The 18,638-nt window shown below is 59.7% G+C and carries 16 protein-coding genes and 1 pseudogene; 12 read left to right on the top strand and 5 right to left on the bottom strand.

Annotated elements, in window-relative coordinates; translation table 11 throughout:
- Nucleotides 1-128 precede the first annotated feature (128 nt).
- Nucleotides 129-479 (top strand): hypothetical protein, encoded by a 351-nt coding sequence (locus FQ192_RS18705; protein WP_149659895.1) that lies wholly within the window; start codon nt 129-131, stop codon nt 477-479.
- A gap of 105 nt (nt 480-584) precedes the next feature.
- Here FQ192_RS18705 and FQ192_RS18700 read toward each other — a convergent pair whose 3' ends face one another.
- The gene (locus FQ192_RS18700; protein WP_149659894.1) at nt 585-1,013 is read right to left on the bottom strand and encodes a GNAT family N-acetyltransferase; all 429 of its coding nucleotides are present in this window, start codon (nt 1,011-1,013) and stop codon (nt 585-587) included.
- A gap of 144 nt (nt 1,014-1,157) precedes the next feature.
- Between FQ192_RS18700 and FQ192_RS18695 the strand changes: the two genes are divergently transcribed.
- From FQ192_RS18695 to FQ192_RS18680, 4 genes and pseudogenes are all read left to right on the top strand, one after another.
- Nucleotides 1,158-1,595: a hemerythrin domain-containing protein gene (locus tag FQ192_RS18695; protein WP_149659893.1), complete on the top strand. Its 438-nt coding sequence runs from the start codon at nt 1,158-1,160 to the stop codon at nt 1,593-1,595.
- A 221-nt stretch (nt 1,596-1,816) separates the two neighbouring features.
- Entirely contained in the window at nt 1,817-2,452 is a 636-nt protein-coding gene (locus FQ192_RS18690) for a lytic polysaccharide monooxygenase auxiliary activity family 9 protein (protein WP_149659892.1), read from the top strand.
- A gap of 42 nt (nt 2,453-2,494) precedes the next feature.
- Nucleotides 2,495-3,496 (top strand): annotated as a pseudogene (locus FQ192_RS18685) (chitinase); the annotation flags it as partial.
- Nucleotides 3,497-3,638: 142 nt separating this feature from the next.
- On the top strand, nt 3,639-4,232 hold the full coding sequence (locus FQ192_RS18680; RefSeq protein ID WP_149659890.1) for an NUDIX domain-containing protein: 594 nt from the start codon (nt 3,639-3,641) through the stop codon (nt 4,230-4,232).
- Nucleotides 4,233-4,401: 169 nt separating this feature from the next.
- On the opposite strand, the gene FQ192_RS18675 is transcribed toward FQ192_RS18680, so the two are convergent.
- Nucleotides 4,402-4,917, bottom strand: a complete 516-nt coding sequence (locus tag FQ192_RS18675; protein WP_149659889.1) for a methylated-DNA--[protein]-cysteine S-methyltransferase — start codon at nt 4,915-4,917, stop codon at nt 4,402-4,404.
- Between the two features lie 149 nt (nt 4,918-5,066).
- Here FQ192_RS18675 and ggt point away from each other — a divergent pair, with 149 nt between their 5' ends.
- Nucleotides 5,067-6,794, top strand: coding sequence for a gamma-glutamyltransferase (gene ggt / locus FQ192_RS18670; protein ID WP_149659888.1), 1,728 nt, complete (start codon nt 5,067-5,069; stop codon nt 6,792-6,794).
- Between the two features lie 36 nt (nt 6,795-6,830).
- Here the strand turns inward: ggt and FQ192_RS18665 are convergent, their stop codons facing one another.
- Nucleotides 6,831-9,788, bottom strand: coding sequence for an Ice nucleation protein (locus FQ192_RS18665; RefSeq protein WP_149659887.1), 2,958 nt, complete (start codon nt 9,786-9,788; stop codon nt 6,831-6,833).
- Nucleotides 9,789-10,262: 474 nt separating this feature from the next.
- On the opposite strand from FQ192_RS18665, the gene FQ192_RS18660 reads away from it, so the two are divergent.
- From FQ192_RS18660 to FQ192_RS18650, 3 genes are all read left to right on the top strand, one after another.
- The gene (locus tag FQ192_RS18660; protein WP_149659886.1) at nt 10,263-10,796 is read left to right on the top strand and encodes a cysteine hydrolase family protein; all 534 of its coding nucleotides are present in this window, start codon (nt 10,263-10,265) and stop codon (nt 10,794-10,796) included.
- A gap of 129 nt (nt 10,797-10,925) precedes the next feature.
- Nucleotides 10,926-11,561 carry a flagellar biosynthesis protein gene (locus FQ192_RS18655; protein WP_149659885.1) on the top strand — a complete coding sequence of 212 codons (636 nt, stop codon included), beginning with the start codon at nt 10,926-10,928 and terminating at the stop codon, nt 11,559-11,561.
- Between the two features lie 82 nt (nt 11,562-11,643).
- A complete protein-coding gene (locus FQ192_RS18650) occupies nt 11,644-12,663 on the top strand; it encodes a lysozyme inhibitor LprI family protein (protein ID WP_149659884.1) in 1,020 nt (339 codons plus the stop codon).
- An 861-nt stretch (nt 12,664-13,524) separates the two neighbouring features.
- Here FQ192_RS18650 and FQ192_RS18645 read toward each other — a convergent pair.
- Complete coding sequence (locus tag FQ192_RS18645; protein ID WP_149659883.1) at nt 13,525-14,166, bottom strand: TetR/AcrR family transcriptional regulator; 642 nt, start codon at nt 14,164-14,166, stop codon at nt 13,525-13,527.
- A 238-nt stretch (nt 14,167-14,404) separates the two neighbouring features.
- Here FQ192_RS18645 and FQ192_RS18640 point away from each other — a divergent pair, with 238 nt between their 5' ends.
- Nucleotides 14,405-14,668 (top strand): cupin domain-containing protein, encoded by a 264-nt coding sequence (locus FQ192_RS18640; RefSeq protein WP_149659882.1) that lies wholly within the window; start codon nt 14,405-14,407, stop codon nt 14,666-14,668.
- Nucleotides 14,669-14,677: 9 nt separating this feature from the next.
- On the opposite strand, the gene dapF is transcribed toward FQ192_RS18640, so the two are convergent.
- Nucleotides 14,678-15,496 carry a diaminopimelate epimerase gene (gene dapF / locus FQ192_RS18635; protein WP_149659881.1) on the bottom strand — a complete coding sequence of 273 codons (819 nt, stop codon included), beginning with the start codon at nt 15,494-15,496 and terminating at the stop codon, nt 14,678-14,680.
- 155 nt (nt 15,497-15,651) lie between these two features.
- Here dapF and FQ192_RS18630 point away from each other — a divergent pair, with 155 nt between their 5' ends.
- Nucleotides 15,652-16,662, top strand: a complete 1,011-nt coding sequence (locus FQ192_RS18630) for a helix-turn-helix transcriptional regulator (protein ID WP_149659880.1) — start codon at nt 15,652-15,654, stop codon at nt 16,660-16,662.
- A gap of 130 nt (nt 16,663-16,792) precedes the next feature.
- Complete coding sequence (locus tag FQ192_RS18625; RefSeq protein ID WP_149659879.1) at nt 16,793-18,637, top strand: amidohydrolase; 1,845 nt, start codon at nt 16,793-16,795, stop codon at nt 18,635-18,637.
- Nucleotide 18,638: the final 1 nt, after the last annotated feature.

Here is an 18,638-nt window from a genome sequence, read left to right as displayed (position 1 = left end):
CGATGCGTTGTTAATTGCGCGACAGGGTGCGCGAATCGTCACCCGGTGTCGCGGTATAAATGAAGTAAAGCAGAACGATACGCCGCGCCACGGTGATACAGTCCGCTTTTTCCTGATGAGCGAACACAATGCGAATTCTGATGGTGGCGCTGGCCGCCACCCTGCTGGCGGGATGCGCCGGTTCGGTGATGGACGACTCCCGCACCAAGGCCCCGACCAAAACCATGACCTCGGACAAACCGGAAAAAGTCGTCGCCCAGTGCGTGCAATTCGCCTGGCAGGACGAAGCGGTGTTCGGGGTGGACGCCGGGGCTTATCTGCAACCGGGCAAGAAGGGTGGTTCGACGGTTTATACGCGGTCGGCGGAATCGTTCGTGGACTTGAGCAGCGATGCCTCCGGGACGCAGTTGGATTACTACGCGCAGCACGATGATTTCGTGGCCAAGCGCCGGTTGGCAGCGTTGGCGACCTGTTTGTAACAGTGGATCTCTGTAGGAGCGAAGCTTGCTCGCGAAGGCGGCAGCGTTGACACACCGCGTTATCGTTCTTCGCGAGCAAGTTTCGCTCCTACAAAGGTTTGTGTATTACGCCGATGTCAGGCGCTTCTGAAAGAAGAAACGCTGGTGCCCCGGTGGATAGTCAGCGATGTGCCCGAATTCGCTATAGCCAAGCTTTTTGTAGAAATCCGGCGCCTGGAAATCGAAGGTGTCGAGCCAGATCCCCACGCATGCTTTTTCCCGCGCCAGTTCTTCGGCCATGTGCATCAGTTTCGAGCCCAGGCCCTGTCCCCGAGCCTGCTCCGGCACGGACAGCAACTCGATAAACAGCCACTGATAAAACACGCGGCCATAGAGTCCGCCCAGAATCTCGCCCTTGTCGTCACGCACCAGCAAGGCCACCGGTTGCGGATTGGCCGCTCCCGCTTGCGCCGCGTTGTAGAGACGCAACGGTGCAAGGATCGCCTCGCGTTCTTCGTTGGTCGGGTCCTGCGAGCGTTCGATACGCAATGTCATGGCTATGTCCTTATGGCGGTGAGCCCGCAGGTTATCGGGCTCCTCGACTTTGTTCCATCCCCGAACGCCGGTGGAACCGCCGCAAGCGCGCAGGTGTCTAGCCTCAAGAGCGTCATTTCCCGAACGCAGCCATGAGGACCGCCCATGAATATTTTCGAAGCCTTGCGCGAAAGCCACGATCGCCAGCGCGGTTACGCCGATGCGCTGATCCAGACCAGCGGCGATACCCCGGAGCGGGTTGAAGCCTACAAGCGGCTCAAGGCCGAGCTGCAGGCCCATGAAACCGCCGAGGAACGGCATTTCTACATCCCGCTGATGGAGTTCGACAACGGTGTCGACCTGAGTCGCCATGCCATTTCCGAACACCATGAGATGGACGAAATGATGGAGACCCTGGACGAGACCGAAATGTCAGATCCGACCTGGCTGGTGACGGCGAAAAAGCTCTCCGAGAAGGTGCATCACCACTTGAAAGAAGAAGAGCAGAAGTTCTTCCAGATGGCCGGCAAGCTGCTCGACGAGAAGCAGAAACAAGCCCTCGCCGGGCAATATGAAAAGGAATACAAGGCACAGCTTTCCTGAGCTGCGAATCGTTCCGATTGCTGCCTCGCGGTGTAGGCCTTCTGCTACAAGCGCCGTAGGACTTGGCTCAACCAGCTGGTTGTATATCCAGTATTTGCGAGCCGTTGGCCCTCTCCGCATCAGCAGAATCGATAAAGGGGTCGGTGGACAAAAAAAGCAGCTCCGTTAGGTTGAAGGCCTCTCCTCAGGAAGGAGAGTTCTTAAATCAACGGAGTGAAAAAATGAACCAACCACAGACTCAACCCGTATTACGCCATGGTCGCATTACGTCCCCTAAAAGCCGCGGTGCGGTCGCCATGGAGCTGGGGCTGCTGGGGGACTGGCAAGTCAACGAAATGGAAGGCGGCAAGAACTTCCCGTCGTTGACCGCCGGCCCGTTCCCGGCGCCGTATCAAACCGACACCGCCAGTGACGTGCCACCTGCCGACGGTCATATCCTGAGCGGCGGCAAAGTGGATCAGCGTGATTGCGTCAACTTCACCAACGAAGAACTGAGCCGGCAACTGGACCGCCCGGTCGCCTGGCCGCTGCTGAACGTCGATCCGGGCCAGATTTTCAAAGTCACCTGGAAATACACAGCACCCCACGTCACCCGTGGCTACAGCTGGTTCATCACCAAGGATGGCTGGGATCCGAAACAGCGCATCAGCCGTGCACAGCTGGAGCCGAAATCGTTCGCCGACGATTTCTACACCCAGGTCCCGTATTACAGCCACTCGGCTGAGATGGTGGCCAAGGTCAACCACGAAGTGAAACTGCCGGCCAACAAAAAAGGCCATCACGTGATCGTGCTGGTGTGGATCGTGGCCAACACTGGCAACGCCTTCTACCAAGCGTTCGACGTGGACTTCAAGTAAGCCCGACGCGTTTACCCTCCACACGTTCTGAAGGAATAGAACATGTCTACATTCGACTTTACGTTATTGAAATCCACCGTCAGCGATGCCGCTTCGTTGATGCCGACCATTGCCGGCAAAAAGATCCTCATGGGCTTCTGGCACAACTGGCCAGCGGGGCCGAGTGACGGTTACCAGCGTGGCCAGTTCGCCAACATCGCACTGCAAGATGTACCGAAGGATTACAACGTGGTGGCCGTGGCCTTCATGAAGGGCAATGGCATCCCGACCTTCAAGCCTTACAACCTGTCCGACGCCGAATTCCGCCGCCAGGTCGGCGTGCTCAACAGTCAGGGCCGGGCGGTGCTGATTTCCCTCGGTGGCGCCGACGCGCATATCGAGCTGCACAAAGGCAATGAACAACCACTGGCCAATGAAATCATCCGCCTGGTGGAAACCTATGGCTTTGATGGGCTGGACATCGATCTTGAACAGAGCGCGATTGATTTCGCCGACAACAAGACCGTCCTGCCTGGCGCGCTGAAACTGGTCAAGGATCATTACGCCGGTGAGGGCAAACACTTCATCATCAGCATGGCGCCGGAATTCCCGTACCTGACCACCGCCGGCAAATACGTCGGTTACATTCAGGCCCTGGAAGGCTATTACGACTTCATCGCCCCGCAGTATTACAACCAGGGCGGTGACGGGATCTGGGTGCAGGAAGCCAATAACGGTAATGGCGCATGGATTGCCCAGAACAACGACGCGATGAAAGAGGACTTCCTGTTTTACCTGACTGAAAGTCTGGTGAGCGGCACTCGCGGGTTCACCAAGATCCCGGCGGACAAATTCGTGATCGGCCTGCCCGCCAACATCGACGCGGCAGCCACCGGTTACGTGATCAACCCGGCAGCCGTGGTGAACGCCTTCAAGCGTCTCGACGCCAAGGGGCTGTCGATCAAGGGCCTGATGACCTGGTCGGTGAACTGGGACAATGGTGTCAACAAGGACCACGTGCCCTACAACTGGGAGTTCAGTCGTCGTTACGGGCCGTTGATCAACGGCAAGCGACTCGCTTCCCACGAGGAAGAACTCGCGGCGCCTGAAGCCGCCAACCAGCGCTAATAATAAGCCCGGCAGAGATGCCGGGCTTTTTGATTTTGGTCTACCATGCGCGTCCGCTTACGGAAAAGGATGCGTTGTGATGGCGAATACAGCCGATCGGGTCAACATCATCGAAACTCAGATGCTGTCCGACAACTGGTATGTGCTCAAGAAATTCACCTTCGACTATCTGCGAAACAACGGCGAGTGGCAGCGCCAGACTCGCGAGGTCTATGACCGTGGCAATGGCGCGGCGATTCTGTTGTTCAACCGTAAGAAGCGAACCGTCGTGCTGACGCGCCAGTTTCGCTTGCCGGTGTTCGTCAACGGTCACGATGGCTTGCTGATCGAAGTGGCGGCCGGATTACTTGAGGGCGCCGACCCCGAAGAACGCATCCGGGCGGAAGCCGAAGAGGAAACCGGCTATCGCGTGCACCATGTGCAAAAGGTCTTCGAGTCCTACATGAGCCCCGGCTCGGTCACCGAAAAACTGCACTTCTTCATCGCCGAATATGACGCAGCGTCGAAAGTCAGCGATGGCGGTGGGCTGGAGGAAGAGACCGAAGAGCTGGAAGTGCTGGAGTGGCAGTTTGATGAGGCGCTTGAGGCGTTTTATCGCGGTGAGATCTGCGATGCGAAGACCATCATGCTGCTGCAATACGCGGCGATGAAAAACATCTTCGCCGCTACCTGAGCAGGCTGGGCTTTTGTGGCGAGGGGGCTTGCCCCCGTTGGGCTGCGAAGCGGTCCCAAAACCTGGCACCGCGACTCTTCAGATATTCCGCATAATCGGGTTTACGGCTGCTGCTGCGCAGCCGAACGGGGGCAAGCCCCCTCGCCACAAAGGCTGCGGGTGAATCCAGTCAGAACAGCTCGCCCGTCCGGCTAGCCCCGGACCACTCGCAACCTTCCAGCGTCAGCAACCGCTCCTTCGCCTCGAGCCCTCCGGCAAACCCCGTCAATTTCCCCGAAGCGCCGATCACCCGATGGCACGGCGCCACAATCGAGATCGGGTTCTTGCCATTCGCCGCGCCCACCGCGCGAACCGCGCTTGGATTACCGATCTGCTCGGCAATCTCGCTGTAGCTGCGGGTTTCGCCGAACGGGATGGTCAGCAGCGCCTGCCAGACCTTTTTCTGAAAGTCCGTCCCGGCAAAATCCAGCTCCAGGTCGAACCGGTTTCGCGTGCCGGCAAAATATTCCTGCAACTGTTGGACGGCCCGTTTCAGGATCGGGTTGTCCGCCGCCTCAGTCATCGGCCCGAGGCGTACGCGGTTCGGTTTGTCGTTTTCCCAGAGGATGGCTGCCAGTCTTGAACCGTTCGCAACCAGCTTCAACTCGCCGACCGGGGAGGCCATGGTGGTGAAGGTATAACTCATGCTGGCGAACTCCGAAAACGGCTGAACAGAGGGCAAGCATACTGCCTCACCGGGGAGGCGCAATACGCAATCCCAGCCATACTGGCTACTGCTCTTGAAGCGTTCCCTCTGTTCTGTACAGAGCCAAAAAACAAAAAAGAGACCGAATCATGAAGTTCGAACCTTTTGCCAAAACGCTGGTGGCGACCTCGTTGGCGCTCAGCTGCCTCAGTGCCTACGCGGCCTCCGTGGCGCCGGTTGCAGCCGAAAACGGCATGGTGGTCACGGCCCAGCACCTGGCCACGCATGTGGGCGTGGATGAATTGAAGAACGGCGGCAACGCCGTGGATGCCGCGGTCGCGGTGGCCTATGCACTGGCGGTGGTTTATCCCGCGGCGGGCAACCTGGGCGGCGGCGGTTTCATGACCATTCAACTGGCGGACGGGCGCAAGACCTTCCTCGATTTCCGCGAAAAAGCGCCATTGGCCGCTACGGCGAACATGTACCTGGACAAGGACGGCAACGTCGTCCCGGACCTGAGCACCCGTGGCCACCTGGCCGTTGGCGTGCCGGGCACGGTGTCCGGGATGGAGCTGGCCCTGAGCAAATACGGGACCAAGCCGCGCAAGGAAGTGATTGCCCCGGCGATCAAACTGGCTGAAGACGGTTTCGAGCTGGAGCAGGGCGATGTCGATCTGCTGGAGTACGCCACCGACGTGTTCAAAAAGGACATGCGCGATTCGGGCTCGATTTTCCTGAATAAGGGCGAGCCGATGCAGGTCGGGCAGACATTGGTGCAAAAAGACTTGGGCAAAACCCTGCGGGAAATCTCCGAAAAGGGCGCTGACGGTTTCTATAAAGGGTGGGTGGCCGACGCCATCGTCACCTCCAGCCAGGCCAACAAAGGCATCATCACCCAGGCTGACCTCGACAAGTACAAGACCCGCGAACTGGCGCCGGTGGAGTGCGATTATCGCGGCTACCACGTGGTCTCGGCGCCACCGCCAAGCTCCGGTGGGGTGGTGATCTGCGAGATCATGAACATCCTCGACGGTTACCCGATGAAGGACTTGGGTTATCACTCGGCCCAGGGCATGCATTACCAGATCGAAGCGATGCGCCACGCCTATGTGGACCGCAACAGCTACCTCGGCGACCCGGATTTCGTGAAAAATCCGCTCGACCACCTGCTGGACAAAAACTACGCCACCAAACTGCGCGCCGCGATCCAGCCGCAAAAGGCCGGTGTGTCCAAGGAGATCAAACCCGGCGTAGCACCGCATGAGGGCAGCAACACCACGCATTTCTCCATCGTCGACAAATGGGGCAACGCGGTGTCGATGACCTACACCCTCAACGACTGGTTCGGCGCAGGCGTCATGGCCAGCAAGACCGGGGTGATCCTCAATGACGAGATGGACGATTTCACCTCGAAAATCGGCGTGCCGAACATGTATGGCCTGGTCCAGGGTGAAGCCAACGCCATCGCCCCCGGCAAGGCGCCGCTGTCGTCCATGAGCCCGACCATCGTCACCAAGGACGGCAAAGTGGTGATGGTCGTGGGTACTCCGGGCGGTAGTCGCATCATTACCGCAACGCTGCTGACCATCCTCAACGTGATCGACTACGGCATGAACATCCAGGAAGCGGTGGACGCGCCGCGTTTCCACCAGCAGTGGTTGCCGGAAGAGACCAACCTGGAGACCTTCACCACCAGCCCGGATACGGTGAAACTGCTCGAAAGCTGGGGGCATAAATTCGCCGGGCCGCAGGACGCCAACCATGTGGCGGCCATCCTGGTCGGCGCGCCTTCACTGGGCGGCAAACCGGTGGGCAAAAACCGCTACTACGGCGCGAATGATCCGCGCCGCAATACCGGTTTGTCGCTGGGCTACTGAGGCTCTTGAAAAGGGGACGGATTTATTTTCCGTCCCTTATTCATCCGCCTTGGTGACGATGTTATCCGCCTCATCCACCTGATAAGGCACATGCGCTTCCACGCCATCCTTGCCGGTATGCGCCACGACATTCTTGTAACGCTTGCCGTTCCAGCAGCGGAAAATCAGCGTCGCGTTCTCGCCGCCGGTCAGGGTCGAACCCAGGCTGCCAATCAGCTTGCTGCGTGCGCCGCCCACCAGAATGCTGTTCCTGCCCGCCGTCAACACGCTTTTATCGCCGCCCATCAACGTACAGTCATCACCTGCCGTGAGCTTGCTGCGATCACCCGCCGTGAGGTGACTGTTACTGCCCGCCAATAGCTTGCTGCGGTCGCCGGCGATTTGCGTGCTGTCCTTGCCGGCGATCAATTTGCTGCGATCGCCTGCGGTCTGGATGCTCCCGGCACCGGCAATGAGCGTGCTGCGATAACCGGCGGTTTGGGAACTGTCCTTGCCCGCAATCAGCATGCTTTTGTGCCCGGCGATTTGCGTGCTGTCGGGGCCGGCGATCAGGGAGCTTTGATGACTGGCAATCTGGTTGCTGCCGTAGCCGGCGGTCAGCGTGCTTTCGTAACCGGCGGTTTGCGAGCTGCCGTATCCGGCTGTCAATACGCTGCGCAAGCCGCTGATCAGCGTGCTGCCGTAGCCCGCCGTGAGGAAGCTGCGGATGCCGGAGGTCAAGCTGCTGCCGTAGCCGGCGATCAACGAACTGTCCTGGCCCGCGGTTTCCGTGCTGCCATAACCGGCGGTGAGCGAGCTGTTGTCCTGGGCGGTGAGGGTACTGCCGTAGCCCGCCGTCAATGTACTGCTGTAACCGGCGGTTTGCGTGCTGCCGTACCCGGCGATCAGCGAACTTTCGTAGCCGGCGGTTTCGGTGCTGCCATAGCCGGCGGTGAGGGAGCTGTTGTCCTGCGCCGTGAGGGTGCTGCCGTATCCGGCCGTCAGGGTGCTTTCGTAGCCAGCGGTTTGCGTGCTGCCGTACCCGGCGATCAGCGAACTGTCGCTGCCGGCGGTTTCAGTACTGCCATACCCGGCGGTCAGTTCGCTACTTTCCCGAGCGGTAAGCGTGCTGCCATAGCCTGCGGTCAGGGTGCTTTTATAACCGGCCGTCTCCGTGCTGCCATAACCGGCGGTGAGCGAGCTGTGTTCCCGGGCGGTGAGGGTGCTGCCGTAGCCTGCTGTCAGCGTGCTGTCGTGACCGGCGGTTTGGGTGCTGCCGTAGCCGGCGATCAGCGAACTTTCATGCCCGGCGGTTTCCGTGGTGCCGTAACCCGCCGTGAGGGAACTGCCATCCTGAGCGGTTTGGGTGCTGCCATAGCCCGCCGTCAACGTGCTGTCGTACCCGGCGGTTTGCGTGCTGCCATACCCGGCGATCAACGAACTGTCACTGCCAGCGGTTTCGGTGCTGCCATAACCGGCGGTGAGGGAGCTGCTTTCCTGGGCCGTGAGCGTGCTGCCATAGCCGGCGGTGAGGCTGCTTTGATAGCCGGCAGTCTGCGTCGTGCCGTAACCGGCGATCAGCGAGCTACCGTGCCCGGCGGTTCCAGTGCTGCCATAGCCTGCCGTAAGAGAGCTGCTGTCCTGCGCGGTCTGGGTGCTGCCGTAGCCCGCCGTCAGCGTGCTTTCGTAACCGGCGGTTTGTGTGCTGCCGTAACCGGCGATCAGCGAACTGTCGTGCCCGGCGGTGGCGGTGCTGCCATAGCCGGCGGTGAGTGAACTGCTTTCCTGAGCGGTCTGCGTGGTGCCATAACCTGCGGTCAGCGTGCTTTCGTGGCCGGCGGTCTGGGTGCTGCCGTATCCCGCTGTGAGTGAACTGCTTTCCTGAGCCGTCTGGGTACTGCCGTATCCAGCGGTCAGCGTACTTTCGTGCCCGGCAGTCTGGGTGCTGCCGTAACCGGCGATCAACGAACTTTCCGGCCCGGCCGTGCCCGTACTGCCGTAGCCGGCGGTGAGGGCGCTGCTGTCCTGGGCGGTTTGGGTGGTGCCGTAACCCGCCGTCAGCGTGCTGTCCTGACCTGCTGTTTGCGTGCTGCCATAACCGGCGATCAAGGAGCTTTCCGCTCCGGCGGTTTCAGTGCTGCCATAGCCCGCCGTGAGGGCGCTGCCATCCTTGGCGGTCTGGGTACTGCCGTAACCTGCGGTCAACGAGCTGTCGCGTCCCGCCGTTGCCGTGCTGCCATAACCGGCGATGAGGGTGCTGTCGTCCTGGGCGGTTTGCGTGCTGCCGTAATCGGCGGTCAGGGTGCTTTTCTGGCCGGCAATCTGGGTGCTGCCATAGCCGGCGATGAGCGCGCTGTCGTTGCCGGCCATCTCCGTGCTGCCATAGCCGGCGGTCAACGAACTGCTGTCGGCGGCGGTCAAGGTGCTGCCGTAACCGGCAATCAACGAACTCTGGCCGCCCGCCGTTTCAGTGCTGCCATAGCCCGCCAGCAAATAACTTTGATGTCCGCCGGTCAGGGTGCTGCCATAAACCGCCGTTTCGAACTTTTGCGAAGCATCAACTTTTGCGCCGATACCGGAAGGACTGTAACCCTGCGCCCGGCGACTTTCGAATTCGCGGTTTAAGGGTGTCTTGGGTAATTCACCGGTTGCTTCAATTGAAGGTGTATTGGCCGTTTGATAACTATCAATATTCTGCAGAATGTAATTAATCGCGCTTTCTTGAGTGCCGGTGTGAACAACTTCCGCTTCCGGAAACTTGATCATGCCGTCTTCTTCAAGTTTGATAATGTGATCGATATTAACTTCGCACACAATCCATCGGGCATCGGCGCGCAGACTTAGCTGAGTAGAAGAACCCTCGCCCCACAACAGCCCGACCAGACCGTTCTCGAGCTTTTTACTGGGCTGCCAATGCTTGCACACCAGGGGCCCGGATTCAGGCCAGACTTGGCCAGCGTGGTCCGACATGTCATTGGCACACGTGCGCAAGACCAGGACTTTGTTGTCATTCATATCAAGTGTACTCAATGGATATAACCGCATCAGCGGGAATCAGGATTGTAAGTGTCCATCCCGTTCAAAAAAGAACGATCAGTTGATTACTCACAGTCACTGGCTGAAATCCATTGATAGCCAGCGGCAAAGCCGCAGCCCTGTTGTTAAACAGGTCGCAGTCCTGGCGAAACTTCTCGATATCGATGATTCACCCTAAAGCAAAGTATCAATATTGCCTACACTTATTGTGGTGGTTATTGAAATGATATTGCTCGTTACAATAGCGCAACAAATTAATGTCAGGGTGGATGTGGTTTAATGCTTTTTTAATTCAAATTAGCGGCGGTGGGGAAGCTGCGTACGCTCTGAAACGGCGCTGTTCTATACGAACGCGTTTTACGGCATTATCGACGGCACGCGATCCTCGCTCGGCCCTCAGGGACCCGGTAGCGTCCCCCCTTAATCTGATGGATTACTTTAAGGCTCCCTGCCATGACCACCGCACTGCTGATCATCGACGTCCAACACGCCCTGTGCACTGGCGAGTACGAATGCTTCGACATCCAACGCGTCATTGCGAACATCAATAGCCTGAGTGCCAAGGCCAGGGAAACCGGGGTCCCGGTGGTCCTGATCCAGCACGAAGAAAAGGGCGACTTGCTGCAACACGGCTCCGAAGGTTGGCAGTTGGCCGCCAGCCTGGAGACTTCCCCGCAGGACCTGCGCGTGCGCAAGACCACCCGGGATTCGTTTTACAAGACCCACCTGCAAGCCTTGCTGCAAGACCAGGGCACTGACCGGCTGATCATCTGCGGCCTGCAAACCGACTATTGCGTCAACGCCACCGTGCGCCAGGCCCTGAACCTGAGCTATGACGTGGTACTCGCCAGCGACGCGCATTCCACCGTCGACAACGGCAACCTCGCCGCCGAAGACATCATCGCCGAGCACAACGCCGACCTCGCGCACCTGACCGGCCCCGTGGCACGGATCGACGTTTTGCCCACCGCCGAAATCCGCGTTTAGCCCGCGTCCGCGTTCAACCAGAAATCAGCCGTGGCGACTCATGATTGTCGACTTGCGGCCGATGGTTAGTGCTCGCGCCAGAGCGCGAGACACGTTTGTCTTCCAGAATCGAAAAGTGGACTGATCACAATGACCGGAGCTGTCACGAAACACCTCAAACTCGCCTGTCTGTTGCTGGCGACCACCGCGCTATTCGGCTGCGCAACCAGCCGTTCGGTGGTGGACATCACCACGCCGCCAGCGGCCAATGGCAATGGCCAGAAAGTGTTCATCAGCGTGCTGGACGAGCGCCGCTTCGAACTCAAGCCTGAGCTTCCGGAGACCCCATCCCTCAAGGAGGGCGAGATCAACGATAAATCCATCACCGAGCGCGCCATTGCCCGTAAACGCAACGGCTACGGTAAGGGACTGGGCGACGTATTGCTGCCTGAAGGCACCCGACTCAGCGACCTTGTCGCCAAAAGCATCGCCGCGGCGTACGGCCAGGCGGGTTACCGGGTCGTGCCGAGCAGCGAAAAAACCGTCGATACCCAAGCGGTCACCGTGCACGTTATCGAATTCTGGTCGTGGATGTCCCCGGGCTTCTTCACCGTCGGCGTGAACAATAAAGTGCACTTGAAAGTCGACACCGGCACCTCGGCGAAACCGATCGAGATCTTTGGTCAGAACCGCGAAGGCGTGCAGACCGTGACCGACAACGACTGGAAACAAAGCACCGAACAAGCGCTGAAAACCGTCACTGACACCATGGCCAAGAATCTGTAAGCCATGGGCTAAACGAAACGGGCGCCCAAAGGGCGCCTGTTTTCATTAACGTCAGTGCTCATCTGAAGAATGGAATCTGCCCGTGCCTCTCACGTTTTCTCCTGTCATCGTCATCGCCTTGCTGTTAGCAGTGTCCGGCGTTTCCCACGCCAGCAGCTTCGACTGCACCAGCGCCGCCAGCCCCAGCGAAAAAGCCATTTGCGCCGACGCTTACACCTCCAACCTGGATAAAAAACTGGGCGAACTGTGGAGCGCCACGTTGCCGAAAGTCGCTGATTCCAAAGCGCTGAAGACCGACCAGCGCCAGTGGCTGAAACAGCGCAATCTGTGCGCGGATGACCTCTCTTGCCTGCGGCAGAAGTATCAAATGCGCATCACCGAACTGGGCTACATGGCCACGCCGTTTTCGTGGGACGCCACTTGGCAGATGATTCCGTGGGGCGTAGCGAACGATGGCGAGTTGAAGACCCGGCGTAAAGATTCGACCCACATCACGTTCAATGTCCTGGCTGCCAACGGCGCCAATATGGGCAATCTGGACGGTGTCGCTACCCTCGAAGGCACGACGGCGCATTACGCCGAGGGCGATTGTGCGCTGACCTTCATCGCCATGAATGGCGTGCTGGATGTCAATCAGCAGGGCAGTGACTCGGAATGCGGTGCCGGGATGGGCGTGTTTTATGCCGGACGATACGTGGCATCGGAGCAGTCTCTGCCGTTGGAAGACGATTTGCTCAGCGTCGGATTGGTGCGCACGCAACAGGAAGACGACGCGATGCGCACATTGCTCAAGGACGACTACCGGCGGTTGGTCGAGAGCAGCAGTTCTCGGACCAAGGGTGACGCATCCAGCGATGTGCCGGGCGCCGAAGTCGATGAAATGTGGGTACGCGGGCTCGGCGGTATCAACGCTTCAATTTTCATGCGCGCCACCGACTCACGCTTCTGGCTGGTGTTGATCGTGAGCGATTCGAAGGGCAATCTTCGCGCCCGTTACTACACCAACGTACCAGGCTGGAAAGGGCGCCTGCCCGAAACACTCCAGCGTTGGTATGACAAACGAGCGGCCGCCGGGTCCTTGCCGCTGGACCAGATGCCCTAGCGAGGGGCGTACTGCTGGACCCTGTAGGAGCAAAGCTTGCTCGCGAAGGCGGCGTGTCAGTCGACATCATCGTCATTGACACACCGCCTTCGCGGGCAAGCCTCGCTCCTACAATTGTTTTGCGCCGTTCACACAATTGGCAGCCAACACCAATCCCTGTAGGAGCGAAGCTTGCTCGCGAAAGCGGCGTGTCAGCCGACATCATCGTCATTGACACACCGCCTTCGCGGGCAAGCCTCGCTCCTACATTTGTTTTGCGTCGTTCACAAAATTGGCAGCCAACACCAATCCCTGTAGGAGCAAAGCTTGCTCGCGAAAGCGGCGTGTCAGCCGACATCTTCGTCGTTGACACACCGCTATCGCGGGCAAGCCTCGCTCCTACAATTGTTTTGCGCCGTTCACACAATTGGCAGCCAACACCAATCCCTGTAGGAGCGAAGCTTGCTCGCGAAAGCGGCGTGTCAGTCGGCATCTTCGTCGTTGACACACCGCCTTCGCGGGCAAGCCTCGCTCCTACATTTGTTTTGCGTCGTTCACACAATTGGCAGCCAACACCAATCCCTGTAGGAGCGAAGCTTGCTCGCGAAGGCGGCGTGTCAGCCGACATCATCGTCATTGACACACCGCCTTCGCGGGCAAGCCTCGCTCCTACAATTGTTTTGCGTCGTTCACACAATTGGCAGCCAACACCAATCCCTGTAGGAGCGAAGCTTGCTCGCGAAGGCGTCAAGCCTGACACACCGCGTTTTCGTTCATCGCGAGCAAGCTTTGCTCCTACGATTAAGGCGTGGTGTCTGACATACGGCGTTATCGTTCTTCGCGGGCAAGCCTCGCGCCTGCCTTGCGCAGCCGCCCCCCAAATCACGTCGCAAACATCAACCCGCCAATCGCCCCAACCCGCTCCGGCACCACACCCCCCAGCACCAACCGGGTAATCGTCGCCGCCGCATTCCGGTAATCCCCATCCTCCGGCACCTGCCTCCCGGTGATATGGGCCATCTGCCAACCCAGATTGGTGTAGGTGCGCGTCGCCGACCAGATAAACAACATCAGATGCTCAGGATCCACCGGCGCCAACAGCCCGCGCTCAATCCAGCTGCGCAGGCACTCGACATTGCGCTGCGCCTCGGCATACAACAAATCCCGACACTCCCCGGGCAACTGCCGTCCCCCGAGCAACAACTCGCCACTGAACACCTTGGCAATGTGCGGATGCTCCCGCGCAATGCGAATCCGCGCCGCAATGTAGGCCTGCAAGCCCTCCACCGGATCATCGCTCTCGCGCAACATCGCCGACGCCTCCAGCAAGGGCTCGACAAACCCGAGCAACACCTTGGCGTAGAGGTTTTCCTTGGTCTGGAAGTAGTAATACAGATTCGCCTTCGGCACCCCCGCGCGCGCGGCGATGTCCCGGGTCTGGGTGGCGTCGAAACCCTTGGCGGCAAATTCTTCGCTGGCGGCGGCCAGGATCAGGTGCTGATTGCGTTGGCGAATGCTGGTCATGAAGACGGAACGAAGGAAGAGGGCATGAGGGGCATCTTGGAAAATCGGTTTCGTAATATACAAAACTATACAGCGAATGAGCTAGAGGCGGTTCGTCCGAGGCTGCCTAATTGAAAAGGGCGTTCCGTGAGCGGTTGCCTAAACTTAATGGGGCTTCGGCTTCTGGCTTGATAGTCGATCATCACCCGCCGACAGGTGCACCCCACGGTCCACCCCCTATCCCGGAAAAGAAGTGCTGATGATCACCGTGGAATACTCGCCCGGCGGCGCCGATCCGGTCCATCGGCACGACGCCCATGGCTTCATCTATGTGCTCGAAGGCTCCATCGTCATGGGCGTGAAGGGCGGCAAGGAAGTGATGCTGACGCCAGGGCAGAGCTTTCATGAAGGGCCTGAAGATGTGCACACGGTTGGGCGTAATGCGAGTCAGGACAAGCCGGCGAAGTTTTTGGTGCTTTTGTTGAAGGAGAAGGGGAAGCCTGCGGTGATCCCGGTTGATTGAACGGCGCAGCTAAAGCGCCTGTAAAAATCGATCCGTCAGTGTTCCGGAGAAACACGTCTCTACCGGTCCAATGAGAAAAACAGACCCCAGCCCATCCCATTGAACCGTAACGGTCCCGCCATCACATTCAACCTCGACGCAGTTGTCCAGCAAGCCCCGGCGAATGCCGTTGACCGCCGCGCCACAAGAGCAGGAGCCCGAGCCGAGCGGGATGCCACCGCCGCGCTCCCAGATGCGCAGCCGAATGTGCGTGCGGTCGATGACCTGGACGAAATGCACATTCGTTTTCAGTGGAAATAGAGCGTCGGTTTCAATGGTCGGTCCGATGGCCGCTATATCAACGGTTGTCAGATCGTCCACAAAATAAGTGCAGTGCGGATTTCCCATGCTGCACGCTGCGGGGTCGCCAGTCAGTGGCAAAACAGCCGTGTCCACTTCCTGCGCCAGGGGAATAGCCGACCAGCCGAAAAGCGGTTTTCCCATGGCGACAGAAATGGCACCCGTTGAGGTGCGTTCGCACGTGAGCAGTCCACGGTTGGTTCGCAATACTATCGAGGTCGTATTTGATTCACGCATCAGTCGATCCGCCGCCCCTCGTGTTGCGCTGCCACAGGCCTCCAGCGTGGAGCCATCGGCATTCCAGAACATCAAGCGCGCGGCGGCATCATCGCAATCGAGCATGACCGCGAGTTGATTGAACCCCACTCCACGGTGCCGATCGCCCATTCGCCGTGCCAGGGCACTGGTTATTGAGAGGGGCGAATTTCGCGAGTCGACAATCACGAAATCATCACCATTGGCGTGCATTTTGTGGAAGCTCAGTGGCATGAAGAGTCCTTGGCGACGAGATAGAAGGTGAATGGACGTCCAGCCGCGATCTAGCCCCACCTGCAGGACTTTTTCAAGCGGTGACGGTATGGACGTCATCACTGCCCCTATGGCATCGTCCAATCAATACGCGATGTAGCCAAAGGATAAGAACTATGCGGGAGGGTAACGACGTCGGTGCCATGACCACACTCAACGCCTTCAACCGCTGCATCCTCCACCTCGGTCGCCTGGCCCGGGATCGCGGCGACTCGCAATTCATCGAAGACGGCCTGCACGCCTTCAGCGAACTGGTGCCGTTCGCGTCCTCCTGGTGGGGCGAGATGTCGGGGTCGGACGCCGATGCGCCGCCCCAAAGCTGGATGCACGGGCGCATCAATCTGCCGCAATCGTTCGCGGCCGAATGGCACACCTGTGCGCAAATCGACAAGTTTTCCAACGACACCCTGAGCCAGCTCGGAGCGGTGGTGCGTGAAAGCGGTTACACCGACCCGAGTGAAGAAGTGAACGACTTCGCGCGGCGTCACGACCTGTATCACCCGATGTGCATCACCTTCGAATTGCCCGAAAGCGGCTTGCTGTTTTTCGTCTGCGTGTACCGTGGCGATGATGCGCCGGGGTTCAGCGACAATGAGGCCGAGTTGTTTTCTGCGTTCTGCGATCATCTGCTGCAACTGTGGCGGTTCCAGGTGCAGGACATGATTCGCTTCGACACCGGCAGCGGCGCCACTGACTTCGGTATCGCCCGACTCGACGGCAGTCTGCTGTACGTCGGCGCCAATTTGTGCGCCGCGATTCAGCGTGAATTGCCGGGGTGGAGCGGCTCGACGCTGCCGTTTGAGGTGATCGCGCAACTGGCCAAAGCGCCGTGCGTGATCCGTTTCGGTCGTTGCACGCTGACGCTGAGCCCGAACGCCGAGCATGTGATTCTGTCCCTCGAAACACAATCGCGCGGGGCGGTGCTGGCGCCTCGCGAACGCACGGCCGCGATGCTGTTTGCCGCCGGCCACTCCTACAAGGAAATCGCCAAAACCCTGGGGCTGAGCCCGGCCACCGTGCGCACGTATCTGCGTAACTGCTATTTGCAGCTTGGCGTGAAGAGCAAGGTGGAACTGGGTTCTGTCCTGCGTTCGCCGTCCCACGATACCCGGCGTATTCCCCACTAATTGCCTGACCCCTCCTCATTTGCGGAGGTCCGGATTTCGCTTGCGCGCTATAGGGTAGGCCTGCCTGCCACGGGCTGGCGCGCCAGTCTGTCCGGGCACTTCAAAAAACTATAAGAACAGAGGTGGGTCAGTGAAATTTTCCGGGCTATTTATCGCGGTGGCTGCGACCACGGCATTGGCGGGTGTGGGGTTGGTGGGATGTCAGACCCAGGGGTCGACCGCTGCCGACATGGTGCTGCGCAACGGCTATGTCTACACCGTCGATGGCAAGAATTCGGTGCAGCAGGCGATCGCTGTCACGGGCGGCAAGATTGTGTATGTCGGCAGTGATGAAGGCGTCGCGCCCTATATCGGCAAGCAGACACAGCTGATCGATCTGGCCGGGCGCATGCTGATGCCGGGCTTCATCGACGGGCACATGCATCCGGGGGACGGCGGCCGCGCCATGACCCTGTGCGACCTGAAATACCAGACGATGACGCGCAAAGTGTTCCAGGAAACCATCCAGGCATGCCTGGATGCCGACAAGGACAAAGGCCCGGACGTGTGGCTCGAAGTCGGCAGTTGGGATCGCATGGGCATGGATGGCCTCGATGGCGATCCGGACAAATCGACTCTGGATGCGCTCAAGACTAAACGCCCGATTCAAGTCCGTTCGACAGACTTCCACACGGTGCTGACCAACTCTCGCGGCCTGGAAGTCGCCGGCATCACCAAGCAAACCCCCAACCCGAGCGACGGCAAATACGTGCGCGACAGCGCCGGCAACCCGAACGGCATCTGCGAAGACGGCGCCGCCGACACCATGGCCGCCGTGGTGCCGCCCGCCACCGACGCCGAAAAGCTGACCCAGACCCGCGCCGCGCTCGACGCCATGCGCCAGCAAGGCATCACCAGTTTCTTCGATGCCATGTCGGGGCCCGAAATGGGTAAAGCGTTCACGACCTTGCAGCAGTCGGGCGAACTGACCGCCCGGGCTTTGTTGGCAATCAAACTCGACCCGGCCGCCGCGGCCGCGGACCCGGGGAAAACCATCGCTGATGCCAAGGTTTTGGCCAACACCTACGATCAGGGCGAAACCAAAGTCGCGCCGGGCGTGAGCATGCGCCACGTCAAAGTGTTCATGGACGGCATCATCAACGCACCGGCCGACACGGGCGCGATGTTGACGCCGTATTTGCATAACACAGGCACCGAGAAGGCGCCGAAATGGACGCCGGGCAAGAATCTCGGCGAGCTGTACTTCCCGCCGCAAGTGCTCAATCCGCTGCTGCTCAAGGCCGTTGAGGCGGGCTTCGATCCGCACCTTCACGCCACCGGCGACCGCGCGGTGCGCGATTCACTGAACGGCATCGAATACGTGCGCCATCAACTGCCGGGCAATGCCTTTCGCCCGACCATTACCCACAACGAAGAAGTGGACCCGGCGGACTATCCGCGCTTCAAGGCGCTCGACGTGACGGCCAACATGTCGTTCCAGTGGGCCCAGCAAGCGCCGTCCACCGTCGATGGCACCAGCGACCACCTCGGCGCCGCGCGGTTCGCCCGCATGGAGCCATCGGGCAGCATCGCCCGGGCGGGCGGTCGCGTGGCCTATGGCAGCGACTGGCCGGTGGATCCGCTCGACGAATTCCTGGCGCTGAAAGTCGGTGTCACTCGCTCGGGTGATCCGCAGAATCCACACAGCTATGGTCCCAAGTACGCGGGCAGGCTCAACGCTGATCCGGCGCTGTCCCGGGAGGAAGTGTTGCGTACCATCACCCTGAACGCTGCCGAGCAGTTGAAGCTGGACGCGGTGGTCGGTTCTGTCGAGGTCGGCAAGTTCGCGGACCTGATCGTGCTGGACAAGAACTTCATGCAAGTGCCCGAGGCTGAGCTGGCGCGCAATAACGTGCTGCTGACCATGGTCGGCGGCAAGGTCGTGTGGGCCAAGGCGCCGTTTGTGGGTGTTACTCAGAAGAGCACAGCGCAATGAT

The sequence above is a fragment of the Pseudomonas sp. ANT_J12 genome, from assembly GCF_008370045.1.
Lineage (GTDB): Bacteria > Pseudomonadota > Gammaproteobacteria > Pseudomonadales > Pseudomonadaceae > Aquipseudomonas.
The sequence above is the reverse complement of the archived record's forward strand: the minus strand, read 5'-3'. Positions and strand labels throughout refer to the sequence as shown.

What these genes read in the sequence shown, in the direction of transcription:
- FQ192_RS18705 (WP_149659895.1), top strand. Translation starts at nt 129, where the DNA reads ATGCGAATTCTGATGGTGGCGCTGGCCGCCACCCTGCTGGCGGGATGC.
- FQ192_RS18700 (WP_149659894.1), bottom strand. Translation starts at nt 1,013, where the DNA reads ATGACATTGCGTATCGAACGCTCGCAGGACCCGACCAACGAAGAACGC.
- FQ192_RS18695 (WP_149659893.1), top strand. Translation starts at nt 1,158, where the DNA reads ATGAATATTTTCGAAGCCTTGCGCGAAAGCCACGATCGCCAGCGCGGT.
- FQ192_RS18690 (WP_149659892.1), top strand. Translation starts at nt 1,817, where the DNA reads ATGAACCAACCACAGACTCAACCCGTATTACGCCATGGTCGCATTACG.
- FQ192_RS18680 (WP_149659890.1), top strand. Translation starts at nt 3,639, where the DNA reads ATGGCGAATACAGCCGATCGGGTCAACATCATCGAAACTCAGATGCTG.
- FQ192_RS18675 (WP_149659889.1), bottom strand. Translation starts at nt 4,917, where the DNA reads ATGAGTTATACCTTCACCACCATGGCCTCCCCGGTCGGCGAGTTGAAG.
- ggt (WP_149659888.1), top strand. Translation starts at nt 5,067, where the DNA reads ATGAAGTTCGAACCTTTTGCCAAAACGCTGGTGGCGACCTCGTTGGCG.
- FQ192_RS18665 (WP_149659887.1), bottom strand. Translation starts at nt 9,788, where the DNA reads ATGAATGACAACAAAGTCCTGGTCTTGCGCACGTGTGCCAATGACATG.
- FQ192_RS18660 (WP_149659886.1), top strand. Translation starts at nt 10,263, where the DNA reads ATGACCACCGCACTGCTGATCATCGACGTCCAACACGCCCTGTGCACT.
- FQ192_RS18655 (WP_149659885.1), top strand. Translation starts at nt 10,926, where the DNA reads ATGACCGGAGCTGTCACGAAACACCTCAAACTCGCCTGTCTGTTGCTG.
- FQ192_RS18645 (WP_149659883.1), bottom strand. Translation starts at nt 14,166, where the DNA reads ATGACCAGCATTCGCCAACGCAATCAGCACCTGATCCTGGCCGCCGCC.
- FQ192_RS18640 (WP_149659882.1), top strand. Translation starts at nt 14,405, where the DNA reads ATGATCACCGTGGAATACTCGCCCGGCGGCGCCGATCCGGTCCATCGG.
- dapF (WP_149659881.1), bottom strand. Translation starts at nt 15,496, where the DNA reads ATGCCACTGAGCTTCCACAAAATGCACGCCAATGGTGATGATTTCGTG.
- FQ192_RS18630 (WP_149659880.1), top strand. Translation starts at nt 15,652, where the DNA reads ATGCGGGAGGGTAACGACGTCGGTGCCATGACCACACTCAACGCCTTC.